The 12,087-nt window shown below is 52.7% G+C and carries 13 protein-coding genes; 8 read left to right on the top strand and 5 right to left on the bottom strand.

The window, feature by feature from the left end; genetic code table 11:
• Positions 1-13: 13 nt before the first annotated feature.
• The gene (kdsD, locus tag KWG64_RS11020) at positions 14-1,000 is read right to left on the bottom strand and encodes an arabinose-5-phosphate isomerase KdsD (protein ID WP_218521904.1); all 987 of its coding nucleotides are present in this window, start codon (positions 998-1,000) and stop codon (positions 14-16) included.
• Positions 1,001-1,019: 19 nt separating this feature from the next.
• The gene (locus KWG64_RS11015; protein ID WP_218521903.1) at positions 1,020-1,997 is read right to left on the bottom strand and encodes a calcium/sodium antiporter; all 978 of its coding nucleotides are present in this window, start codon (positions 1,995-1,997) and stop codon (positions 1,020-1,022) included.
• Between the two features lie 307 nt (positions 1,998-2,304).
• On the opposite strand from KWG64_RS11015, the gene mlaF reads away from it, so the two are divergent.
• The 7 genes from mlaF (at position 2,305) to murA (ending at position 7,193) form a co-directional block, all read left to right on the top strand.
• Complete coding sequence (gene mlaF / locus KWG64_RS11010; protein ID WP_195815547.1) at positions 2,305-3,108, top strand: phospholipid ABC transporter ATP-binding protein MlaF; 804 nt, start codon at positions 2,305-2,307, stop codon at positions 3,106-3,108.
• 10 nt (positions 3,109-3,118) lie between these two features.
• Entirely contained in the window at positions 3,119-3,901 is a 783-nt protein-coding gene (gene mlaE / locus KWG64_RS11005) for a lipid asymmetry maintenance ABC transporter permease subunit MlaE (protein ID WP_152327332.1), read from the top strand.
• Between the two features lie 3 nt (positions 3,902-3,904).
• Positions 3,905-4,471, top strand: coding sequence for an outer membrane lipid asymmetry maintenance protein MlaD (mlaD, locus tag KWG64_RS11000; RefSeq protein WP_195815548.1), 567 nt, complete (start codon positions 3,905-3,907; stop codon positions 4,469-4,471).
• 41 nt (positions 4,472-4,512) lie between these two features.
• Positions 4,513-5,145 (top strand): phospholipid-binding protein MlaC, encoded by a 633-nt coding sequence (mlaC, locus tag KWG64_RS10995; protein ID WP_152327330.1) that lies wholly within the window; start codon positions 4,513-4,515, stop codon positions 5,143-5,145.
• Positions 5,145-5,453: a lipid asymmetry maintenance protein MlaB gene (gene mlaB, locus KWG64_RS10990; RefSeq protein WP_195815549.1), complete on the top strand. Its 309-nt coding sequence runs from the start codon at positions 5,145-5,147 to the stop codon at positions 5,451-5,453. The genes mlaC and mlaB overlap by 1 nt, the downstream gene beginning before the upstream one ends.
• 160 nt (positions 5,454-5,613) lie before the next feature.
• Positions 5,614-5,868, top strand: coding sequence for a BolA family iron metabolism protein IbaG (ibaG, locus tag KWG64_RS10985; protein ID WP_152327328.1), 255 nt, complete (start codon positions 5,614-5,616; stop codon positions 5,866-5,868).
• 65 nt (positions 5,869-5,933) lie between these two features.
• Positions 5,934-7,193: a UDP-N-acetylglucosamine 1-carboxyvinyltransferase gene (gene murA, locus KWG64_RS10980; protein ID WP_195815550.1), complete on the top strand. Its 1,260-nt coding sequence runs from the start codon at positions 5,934-5,936 to the stop codon at positions 7,191-7,193.
• 80 nt (positions 7,194-7,273) lie between these two features.
• Here the strand turns inward: murA and degS are convergent, their stop codons facing one another.
• The 3 genes from degS to zapG all read right to left on the bottom strand — a co-directional run bounded on the left by degS (position 7,274) and on the right by zapG (position 10,356).
• Positions 7,274-8,341, bottom strand: coding sequence for an outer membrane-stress sensor serine endopeptidase DegS (gene degS, locus KWG64_RS10975; RefSeq protein ID WP_195815551.1), 1,068 nt, complete (start codon positions 8,339-8,341; stop codon positions 7,274-7,276).
• Between the two features lie 87 nt (positions 8,342-8,428).
• A complete protein-coding gene (gene degQ / locus KWG64_RS10970; RefSeq protein WP_218521921.1) occupies positions 8,429-9,796 on the bottom strand; it encodes a serine endoprotease DegQ in 1,368 nt (455 codons plus the stop codon).
• 158 nt (positions 9,797-9,954) lie between these two features.
• Positions 9,955-10,356, bottom strand: a complete 402-nt coding sequence (gene zapG, locus KWG64_RS10965) for a Z-ring associated protein ZapG (RefSeq protein WP_013577242.1) — start codon at positions 10,354-10,356, stop codon at positions 9,955-9,957.
• Positions 10,357-10,641: 285 nt separating this feature from the next.
• Here zapG and zapE point away from each other — a divergent pair, with 285 nt between their 5' ends.
• A complete protein-coding gene (gene zapE / locus KWG64_RS10960) occupies positions 10,642-11,781 on the top strand; it encodes a cell division protein ZapE (protein ID WP_218521902.1) in 1,140 nt (379 codons plus the stop codon).
• Positions 11,782-12,087: the final 306 nt, after the last annotated feature.

Below are 12,087 nucleotides of genomic sequence, written 5' to 3'. Positions count from 1 at the left end.
GGCTATTCCTCAATTAAACTACGCCAGCGCGCAGCATATCGTGCATATGTAACACACCTAACAACTGGTCACTATCAGCAACCATTACGCAGGTAATGTGTTTTTCCTGCATCAGATTCAGTGCATCAACCGCCAGAAGCGAAGGGCGAACGCGGATCCCGCCGGTCGTCATCACATCGGCAATCGCCGCATTATTAATGTTCACGCCCATATCAAAGATGCGGCGTAAATCACCATCGGTAAAGATCCCTTCGATTTTCATCAAATCGTTGCAGATGACCGTCATGCCCAGATTTTTGCGGGTGATTTCCAGAAGAGCATCGCGCAAAGAAGCATCACGGCTGACGTGCGGGATTTCATCGCCGGTGTGCATGATATCGCTGACGCGCAATAAGAGCTTGCGACCCAGTGCTCCGCCGGGGTGTGACAGGGCGAAATCTTCAGGGGTAAATCCGCGGGCTTCAAGCAGCGCTACGGCGAGCGCGTCGCCCATGACCAAAACAGCGGTGGTGCTGCTGGTCGGCGCCAGCCCCAGCGGGCAGGCCTCTTTCGGCACACGGACGCAAAGATGCACATCGGCGGCTTTACCCATCGTGCTTTCCGGATTGGACGTCATGCAGATAAGCGTAATGCTCAGCCGTTTCAGGACCGGGATCAGCCCCAGAATTTCATGCGCCTCGCCGGAGTTGGAAATCAGGATAACGATGTCCTGCTTTGATACCATGCCCAGATCGCCGTGACTGGCTTCACCCGGGTGGACAAAAAATGCCGGAGTCCCGGTACTGGCGAATGTGGCGGCCATCTTGCGGCCAATATGACCGGATTTGCCCATACCCATCACGACGACTTTTCCGGTGCAACCGAAGATTTTTTCGCACGCACGGGTAAAGTCACCGTTAATGTATTGATCTAACTGCTCAAGTCCTTCACGTTCTGTTTTCAGCACATCACGCCCGACGGCCTGGAAATCAAAGTCGGAGGCGAAGGTAAAGTTAGCCATAGTCAATTCCTGACAGAGTTCAGAAGGCAATGCTGTCCGGTAACAGGAACAGCACCGCCATGTAGGCGATAAATCCGCACAGCAATAATGCGCCGGCCATATGCCCGATCCGGTGTTTGCGCATCAGGCACAAACCGGAAAGCACCACGCTGACCGCCAGCATCACCCAGTAGTCGCGGTGAAACGCATCCGGGTTGAACGAACCCGGTGCCACCAGTGCAGGTAATCCCAGCACCAGGCAGGTGTTAAAAATATTGGCGCCGATGATATTGCCCAGCGCGATATCATCTTCACCTTTAATTGCACCGGCGATAAACGTCGCCAGTTCCGGCAGGCTGGTGCCGATAGCGATGACCGTCAGCCCAATCACCAGTTCGCTCACGCCTAAATATCGTGCAATCACTGTACTGTTGTCGACAATCATGCCCGACGCCAGTGGCATGATGATAAAGCCCAATGCCAGCCACAGAAATGCCACGGTGTTGCTGCTGTCTTGCGGAAGTTCAGACATTTGCTCGTACGTCAGCGTGTCCAGCCCCTCTTTTTCAGCCGCGCGGGCGATTTTTATCACCAGCATCATAAACGCGGCGGCACTGGCCAGCAGTAAAACGCCATCGAACCGGCTGAGTTCGCCGTCGCTCAGCAGAAAACCGCACAGCGCTGTGACCAGTAACAATAGAGGGAGTTCGCGGCGTAATATATCAGAACGAACGGAAAGTGGATGAATCAGGGCGGCGCCGCCCAAAATCAGAAGAATATTAATGATATTCGAACCAATTGCGTTTCCAACGGCCAAATCCATTTGATCGTTGATGGCGGCGGTGGTGGAAACCACCAGTTCAGGCAGTGATATGCCCACGCCGACGACGGTCATGCCAATCACCAGTGGCGGCATGCCCAGCGAGCGTGCCAGCACAGCGGCTCCGTACACCAGACGATCGGCGGCGTAAACAAGCAGTAACAGGCCGACAATCATCAGTACGATAGCGAGAAGCATGAAACATCCTTTATTGGGTATAATGCGAGGTTCGTTGCCTTGAAAGGCAGGCGATTCCTTCGTCAACATGAGCTAAGGCAACATTTTGTCTGAAAACGTGGCCAGCAGGTTCCTGTATGTTAGACGATGAAGGCTTTTAATTTAAAATGGTAATTCGTTGATTTTGACCGTCTGTGACGGAAAAGTAAATCGATGGCAACTTTGGTAACGAAAGCGGGGTAAGTTTTTGTAAAAATACCAAAGTTATACGACGCCCCACCCGGGTCAGACGTATTCTTAGCGAAAGCATTCCGAAGGGATAAACTGAATGAGTCAAAGCGAATCGAATCTGGTTGAGATCAAAGGCATGAGTTTCGTGCGCGGCGATCGTCCCATTTTCGAAGAGATAAACATGACCGTGCCGAAAGGCAAAGTCACCGCCATTATGGGGCCTTCGGGGATCGGTAAAACGACGCTCCTGCGTCTTATCGGCGGCCAGCTTACGCCGGATAAAGGTGAAATCTGGTTTGACGGAGATAACATTCCTGCGCTGTCACGCCGAAAGCTTTACGAATCACGCAAAAAAATGAGCATGCTGTTTCAGTCCGGTGCATTGTTTACTGACCTCAATGTGTTCGAAAATGTCGCGTTCCCGCTGCGCGAGCACAGTAAATTGCCTGAGGCATTACTGCGCAGTACCGTGACCATGAAGCTTGAAGCCGTCGGGCTGCGCGGTGCCGGTGAACTGATGCCGGCGGAATTATCCGGCGGCATGGCGCGTCGTGTCGCGCTGGCGCGTGCCATTGCGCTTGATCCTGAACTCATCATGTTCGATGAGCCTTTCGTGGGGCAAGACCCGATCACGATGGGTGTGCTGGTCAAACTGATCGACGAGCTGAACCATGCGCTGGGCGTGACCTGTATTGTGGTTTCCCATGACGTTCCTGAAGTGCTGAGCATTGCGGATTACGCGTATATTGTTGCAGCACAACATGTTATTGCTGAAGGAACGCCTGAGGAGCTGCAAAATAATCCTGATCCGCGGGTTCGCCAGTTCCTTGATGGTATTGCCGATGGACCGGTTCCTTTCCGTTTCCCTGCCGGTGATTACAAAACCGAGCTGCTCGGATGATGGAGTACCCATGTTAATTAAGGCATTAGCCTCAGTCGGGCGCAGCGGGATAAACACCTGTGCGTCCTTTGGCCGTGCCGGTTTAATGCTCTTCCGGGCATTAGTCGGTAAGCCGCAATTTGCCAAACAATGGCCGCTGCTGATAAAGCAGCTCTACAGCGTTGGCGTGCTTTCTCTGTTAATCATTCTGGTTTCCGGGCTGTTCATCGGCATGGTTCTGGGGTTGCAGGGATACCTCATTTTGACCACGTACAGTGCCGAAGCCAGTCTGGGCATGATGGTGGCGTTGTCGCTGTTGCGTGAACTGGGCCCGGTCGTGACCGCGCTGCTGTTTGCCGGACGCGCGGGTTCTGCGTTAACCGCTGAACTGGGTCTGATGAAAGCCACTGAGCAAATCTCCAGCCTGGAAATGATGGCGATTGATCCGCTGCGCCGCGTTGTGGCGCCGCGCTTCTGGGCCGGTCTGATTTCCATGCCCCTGCTGACGGCGATTTTCGTTGCTGTCGGGATTTGGGGCGGTTCACTGGTTGGTGTGGACTGGAAGGGTATCGACAGCGGTTTCTTCTGGTCTGCGATGCAAACTGCCGTAGACTGGCGGACAGATCTGCTTAACTGCCTGATTAAAAGCCTTGTTTTCGCTATCACCGTGACCTGGATTGCGTTGTTCAATGGCTATGATGCGATCCCGACATCCGAAGGGATCAGCCGGGCAACGACACGTACTGTGGTGCATTCGTCACTGGCGGTGCTGGGATTGGATTTTGTGCTGACAGCACTGATGTTTGGAAATTAAACCATGCAAACGAAAAAGAGTGAGATTTGGGTTGGCGCATTTTTAATCATCGCATTGATCGCGGTGGTCTTTTTGTGCCTGAAAGTGGCTGACATCCGTTCTATCGGTTCGGATCCGACTTACCGTATTTCTGCGGACTTCGACAATATCGGCGGCCTGAAAAGCGGCTCTCCGGTGAAAGTTGGCGGCGTGGTGATCGGCCGCGTCAGCAGCATTACGCTGGATAAAAATTATTCTCCGCGTGTGGAAATGGATATCGACCAGAAATACAACCAGATCCCAAGCACCAGTACACTGGCTATCCGTACCTCGGGTTTACTGGGTGAACAATTCCTGGCACTGAACATTGGATTTGAGGACCCGGAGATGGGAACGACTATCCTTAAAAATGGTGGCGTCATTCAGGACACGAAATCCGCACTGGTTCTCGAAGACCTGATTGGCCAGTTCCTTTATAAGAGCGGCGACGGCAAGGCTGATCCTGATGCAACGGCTGCTCCGGCAGCACCTGAAGGGAATGCCGCACCTGCACCTGACGCTAATACGGCGCCACAGCCGGCTGCCCATTAAGAATTGCCATCACGGATTCTCCATAAAAGAGGAAAATAAGTATGTTTAAACGTTTAGTGATCGCTGCACTGCTGGTGGTTATGGCTCCGCTGGCCAACGCCGCTGTGGACAAAACCAACCCTTACAGCGTGATGAATGAAGCGGCGAACAAAACCTTCACCCGCCTGAAAACCGAACAGCCGAAAATCAAGCAGGATCCTAACTACCTGCGCCAGATTGTTCGTGATGAACTGCTGCCGTACGTGCAGATTAAATATGCCGGTGCGCTGGTATTAGGCCGCTATTACCAACAGGCAACGCCTGCACAACGTGACGCATACTTTGCAGCGTTCTCTGAATATTTGCAGCAGGCCTATGGTCAGGCGCTGGCGATGTACAACGGCCAGAGCTACACCGTGCAGCCAGAACAGTCTTATGCGGACAAAGATATCATCGCTATCCGCGTCACCATCACCGATCCCAATGGCCGTCCGCCAGTACGTCTGGATTTCCAGTGGCGTAAAAACAGCCGCACCGGTGAATGGCAGGCATATGACATGATCGCAGAAGGCGTGAGCATGATTTCGACCAAGCAGAACGAGTGGGCGGATATCCTGCGTCAGAAAGGTATTGATGGCCTGACTGCCCGTCTGAAACAAGCCGCTGCTCAGCCGATCACTCTGGATAAGCAATAATGAGTGAAGCTCTGCGCTGGGAATCGCAGCCGCCGCGACTGACCTTGCAGGGTGAGTTGGATCGCGAAACGCTGGTGGCTTTTTGGGATGCGCGTAAAAAACTGATGTCCGGCGTGACCACTCTGGATGTGTCGGGGCTGGAACGCGTGGATTCTTCGGGTCTGGCGCTGTTAGTACATCTTCGTGAAGAAGCTAGCCAGCAGGGTAGTTCGCTGACCATCGCGGGCATTACCGACCGGCTGCATACGCTGATTGCTTTGTATAATCTTCAGGACATTATCCCGACTGATTCACTGGCAAATAAGTGAACAGTTACGGGAGGTTAGGCGGCGTGATGTAAATCGTTGCCTTAATGTCCATAAAGCCCCTGTGCGAAACTCTTCCTCAGGGGCTTTTTCGTGGTTTAAGATTTGGTCCGATCCCTATAAGATATCGGGCTGTTATGATTCTTCAGAAGAATAGATCCCTATGGAAACGAGTGAAATTAAAGAAGTGCTGATGAACGCGTTGGCACTGGATGAAGCCCACATTACTGGCGATGGCAGTCATTTTCAGGCCATTGTCGTTGGTGCGATGTTTGATGGCATGAGCCGCGTGAAAAAACAGCAGACCGTTTACGCCCCGCTGATGGAATACATCGCCGACAATAGAATTCATGCGCTGTCTATTAAGGCTTATACCCCGGAAGAATGGGCGCGTGACCGTAAACTGAGCGGTTTATAAGACTGCCGGAGCGCCGGCAGCTTCCTCGTATTTAATCAGAGTTGAAATTTAAGAGAGCAGTCATAATGGATAAATTTCGTGTACAGGGTGGGACTCGTCTGAGTGGCGAAGTTACTATCTCTGGTGCAAAAAATGCCGCACTTCCTATTTTGTTTGCCGCACTGCTTGCTGAGGAACCTGTTGAACTCCAGAACGTTCCTCACCTGAAAGACATCGATACCACCATCAAATTACTGAGCCAGTTAGGCACCAAAATCGAACGCAACGGTTCTGTGTTCGTGGATGCCAGCGCGGTAAACGAGTTTTGCGCGCCTTATGATCTGGTGAAAACCATGCGTGCCTCCATCTGGGCTCTCGGTCCTCTGGTGGCGCGTTTTGGTCGTGGTGAAGTTTCCCTGCCGGGCGGCTGTGCGATTGGCGCGCGTCCTGTTGACCTGCACATTACCGGCCTGGAACAGCTCGGTGCGACTATCGTGCTGGAAGAAGGTTATGTAAAAGCGTCCGTTGATGGCCGTCTGAAAGGCGCGCATATCGTAATGGACAAAGTCAGCGTGGGCGCGACCGTGACCATCATGAGCGCAGCGACCCTGGCGGAAGGCACGACCATTATTGAAAACGCCGCGCGTGAGCCGGAAATTGTCGATACCGCTAATTTCCTTAACACGCTGGGTGCAAAAATCACCGGCGCGGGCACCGATAAGATCACCATCGAAGGCGTCGCACGTCTGGGTGGCGGTGTTTACCGTGTTGTTCCTGACCGCATCGAAACCGGGACTTTCCTGGTTGCAGCGGCCATTTCCGGTGGCAAAATTACCTGCCGTGAAGCCCGTCCTGACACGCTGGATGCCGTACTGGCAAAACTGCGTGAAGCCGGTGCCGATATCGAAGTGGGCGAAGACTGGATCAGTCTCGACATGCATGGCAAACGCGCTAAAGCAGTCAACTTCCGCACTGCGCCGCATCCGGGCTTCCCGACTGATATGCAGGCACAATTCAGCCTGCTGAATCTGGTGGCGGAAGGTACCGGTGTGATTACCGAAACTATCTTCGAAAACCGCTTCATGCACATCCCTGAGCTTATCCGTATGGGCGCGCATGCTGAAATCGAAGGCAGCACCCTGATTTGCCACGGCGTTGAGAAACTGTCTGGCGCGCAGGTAATGGCGACGGATTTACGCGCGTCTGCCAGCCTGGTCCTGGCCGGTTGTATCGCAGAAGGCGTGACCGTCGTTGACCGTATTTATCACATCGATCGTGGTTACGAGCGCATCGAAGATAAACTGCGTCAGCTCGGCGCTAAAATTGAGCGTTTTAAAGGCGAGTAAACTTTACGCCGCACACATTAAAAAAAGCCGGAAGGGGAAACCTTTCCGGCTTTTTCGTTATTTTTCAGCGGTTACGTCAATCAGTGTTCAGGATATTCCTGCACAGTGACCTGCAACGTCAGCTTCTGCCCGTTACGCATAATCTCAACCGGGATCACTGTGCCAGGACGGACTTCGGCCACCTGATCCATGGTTTCGATGGCGGAAATCGCAGGCTTATTATTCACGTTAACAATTACATCGCTGACCTGCATTCCCGCATTCGCCGCCGGGCCGTTGGCGGTTACTTCGTTCACCACAATTCCCTGAATATGATCCAGCCCGCTGTTCGGTCCGTGCAGTGGCGAAACTTCACGCCCGCTGATGCCGATATACCCGCGAATGACGCGACCATCGCGGATGAGCTTGCCCATCACCTTGGTCGCCAGCGCCGTCGGGATGGCAAAGCCAATGCCTTCCGGCGTCGCGCCGTCGTTGCTCTGGTCAAAGGACAGGGTATTGATGCCCATCAGCTCACCCAGTGAGTTGACCAGCGCACCGCCGGAGTTCCCCTGGTTGATTGAAGCATCGGTTTGAAGAAAATTCTGACGGCCTGAAGGGCTGAGACCGATACGACCGGTGGCACTGATAATGCCCTGTGTCACGGTCTGGCCGAGGTTGTAGGGGTTGCCGATCGCCATGACCACATCGCCAACGTGCGGCGTTCTGCGCGGGTTAATCGGAATTACCGGCAAGTTGCCGGCGTTGATTTTCAGAACGGCCAGATCGGTCAGGCTGTCTGAACCCACCAGCAGGGCTTCAAAAACGCGGCCATCCTGCAAGGCAACAATAATCTGGTCGGCATTATTCACCACATGTTTGTTGGTGAGGATATAGCCGTTGTCATTCATGATCACGCCGGAACCCAGCGTGCGGATCGCCAGCTCGTTTTGCGAACTGTTTCCCATATTGCGGTTGTAGACATTCACAACCGCAGGCGCCGCATGACGGACACCGCCGTTAAAGCTGACAGGCTGTTCGCTGTCCTGATTGAAATTACGGTTAAATATCGGTTCTGAGATGTTTTTACGCAACATAGGGACCGCCGCCAGCAAAATGCCAGCAACAATCAGGCCGATAACAGCAGATCTCAATAGCTTAACAAACATGGATATATGGGATGCGAGAGGAAAAGTGACTGAAGGATAGCATGAGTTAATCGGACGCAGCAGCATCTGCGTCCGATTTTCAGCGCATTACGGCATGAATAAATAGATATTTTGACCTTTACGCAAAATACTCAGCGCGATCAGATCGGGTTTGCTTTCGAGGATTTTGCGGAATGCCGCCAGATTCTCGAGAGGCTCACGGTTTACGCCGATAATGACATCGTCTTTCTCAAGGCCGATCTGATCCGCTGGCGTGCCTTTTTTCACGTCATCGACATGAACGCCTTTGGTGTTCTTATCGGTCGGGTCACTCAGCGTGACACCCTGAAGTGCCGGATTGAGTTTCTCAATGCTGACTTCCACCGCCGGGCTTTTATCCAGCGTGACGCTGACGGTCATTGGTTTGCCGTCGCGCAATAAACCGATTTGCATGGTGACGCCCGGCCCCGCGGTTCCGACTTTCGCCCGCAATTCAGCGAAACTGCTCAGGGTTTTTCCTTGTAACGTCACCAGCACGTCACCGGATTTAATACCCGCTTTCGACGCAGCAGAATCAGGCAGAACTTCGTTGACGAAAGCCCCGCGCTGGCTGTCCAGCTTAAATGCCTGAGCCAGTTCTGGTGTCATTTCGCTGCCACGGATACCCAGCAGACCGCGCTTCACTTCGCCGAATTCGATCAACTGATGGCTGAGATTTTTGGCCATGTTAACCGGAATGGCAAAACCGATACCGACGCTGCCGCCCTGCGAGGAAATAATGGCGGTGTTGATACCAATCAGTTCACCTTTTAGGTCAAGCAATGCGCCGCCCGAGTTACCGCGGTTAATCGAAGCATCGGTCTGGATAAAGTTTTCCAGCCCTTCAAGATTCAGACCACTGCGGCCCAGCGCCGAAACAATGCCGGATGTGACGGTCTGGCCGAGGCCAAACGGGTTACCCACGGCAATCGCAAAATCGCCGACGCGGAGGTTATCGGAATCTGCCATCGCTATTTGGGTCAGATTTTTGGCATCAATCAGCTGGATTACGGCAATGTCTGACTGATCGTCTTTGCCGATCAGTTTGGCTTTGTATTCGCGACCATCATTGAGCTGAACGCTGATTTTATCGGCGTTATTGACCACATGGTTGTTGGTGAGCACGTAGCCTTTTGCCGCATCAATAATCACGCCGGAACCCAGCCCTTCGAAAGGCTGCGGCCCGTTATTCGGCTCAGGATCTTGCTGGCCGAAGAAGAATTTATATTCCGGAGGAACGTCCGCACTCGGCGGTTGCGTGCCGGAAACCTGAACGCCAACCACCGCGGGCAGCACTTTTTCAAGCACCGGAGCCAGGCTGGGCAGGGGGTGTCCCTGAACTTCCGTAGGTAAAGCAGCATTCGCCATAGGCGCAGAAGCGAAAGTTAATCCAAGGCTAACAGCTAACACACTGAGCAAAAATGACTTTTTCTTCATCACGATAACTCTCTCGCTTTCTGTAATGGACGTCAGTTATGGACAATAGAACAGTGATTCACAGCACGGGAAGGATCAGGTCAGGAGAACGGCACATGCAGGAGACATGCGCCGTTATAAGCACCGGTGCAGTGGACCGCACCGGTTATTGACGTCTGTTATTTACGAACAGGACGTTCGCCGCGCAACAGACCTGATGCGCCGTCAGAATAATCGCGTGGCATCTGAACCGGAACCTGATCGTTATCGGCTTCAGACCCTGTCAGACGGTAGTTGAACGGATTATCCTGCTCAGGCATATCCGGCAGCAGGTTGTTAGAGCTTTTGGCCATATGCTGATAAAGCTGGCGGTAATCAGTCGCCATGTTATCCAGCAACTCGGCGCTGCGGGCAAAGTGGCCCACCAGTTCCTGACGATATTCATCGAGTTCTGCTTTGCTTTTCTCCAGCTCGTTTTTCATGACTTGTTGATCACGTAATTTACGATTACCAAAGCGCATCGCCACCGCACCAATCGCGATACCGACCACTAATCCAATGAGTGCATACTCCCAGGTCATAATGACTCCTATTTTGACTTCGTTGTCCCGCAGGGCTTTTTCACGTAACTTTTATGACTTAACTTTTTTGGACAATGGTTTTAACGTAATTGTCACACGAATTCGTCATGCAATAGCTCCACTATAACCGTTAACCTTGTCAGAGTGGAATCCTGCGGGGAAAATCACTGTCACCTGTCGTTTTTTTCATACACAGACAGCAGGGAAATGCGGCGAACCCACGGCAAAAAAGCGGCTAAACAACGTGAAAAACTTAAAATTTTTTTCTCAGGGACGTTAACTACGATGCAACCCAAATCACCCCTTACCCTTTATCAGAGTGCAGTTGATGCCGGTGAGTTCCAGCCGGATGCCGTTCAGAAGCAGGCCGTCGCGCAGCTGGATGTTATTTATCAGGCACTTTCCGCTCTGCCAGCGGCGGCGCCTGCCACGGCAGCACGCAGTAGCTTGCTGGGGCGCTTGTTCGGCAAAGCGCCGGTTAAAACGACCCAACGCCCGGTTCAGGGCCTTTATATGTGGGGCGGCGTCGGGCGCGGTAAAACCTGGCTGATGGATTTGTTTTTCCACAGTCTGCCCGGCGAACGCAAACTGCGCCTGCACTTCCACCGCTTTATGCTGCGTGTGCATGAAGAACTGACGCAGCTTCAGGGGCAGGAAGATCCGCTGGAAGTGATCGCGGATAAATTCAAAGCCGAAACTGATGTTCTGTGTTTCGACGAGTTTTTTGTTTCGGATATTACCGATGCGATGCTGCTGGCGACGCTGTTACAGGCGCTATTTGCGCGCGGTATCACGCTGATTGCGACGTCTAACATTCCCCCAGATCAGCTGTACCGAAACGGGTTGCAGCGCGCGCGTTTCCTGCCCGCCATCGATCTGATTAAAGAATACTGTGACGTGCTGAATGTGGATGCGGGCATTGATTATCGTCTGCGCACATTAACGCAGGCGAATTTGTGGCTGTCTCCGGCGGGCACGGAAGCGACGGTGGCGATGCAAAGCATGCTGGGGAAACTGACCGGCAATCACAGCGGAGATTCCGGTGCTAAACCGGTCATGCTGGAAGTGAATCACCGGCCGTTGCAGGCGCTCGCGGCGGTAGACGGCGTACTGGCGGTAGAATTCCATACATTATGTGAAGAGGCGCGCAGCCAGCTCGACTATATTGCGCTGTCGAAAATCTATCACAGCGTATTGCTGCATAACGTTCCGGTAATGGCTGCTGACAGCGAGAATGCGGCTAGGCGTTTTCTGGCGCTGGTCGATGAGTTCTATGAACGTCATGTGAAACTGGTGATTTCAGCGGCAGTGCCGATGTTTGAGATTTATCAGGGCGAACGCCTGAAGTTTGAATATCAGCGCTGTCTCTCGCGTCTTCAGGAGATGCAAAGCGAGGAATACCTCAAACGCCCACATCTGCCGTGATTTTAGGTTGATTATTATTTGTTCGATTTATGATATAAAAGCGTTTGTCATTTTTGCAAAGCGAACCCTTCGGGCGACTTGAGGGAAATCTTTCTTTTTGTCGAAAAAGGGTTCGATCTTTGCAGTGGACTTCTCTATAATCTTGCGACCCCACGTTACTACAAAGTTTTTTTCCCGAAACTTTATAAGTGCCAGCATTGGCTATTCGAAGGGGTAGGTTTGCTGGACGATGGTCGTGTGAACCTCAAATACTTATTTTATAAACAAGTAAGCGTTCGGGTGTTCGCCAACGTGTAACTTTAATTG

The sequence above is a fragment of the Rahnella sp. PD12R genome (assembly GCF_019200965.1).
GTDB classification, from domain to species: domain Bacteria; phylum Pseudomonadota; class Gammaproteobacteria; order Enterobacterales; family Enterobacteriaceae; genus Rahnella; species Rahnella laticis.
This window is presented reverse-complemented; position numbering and strand designations above follow the sequence as displayed.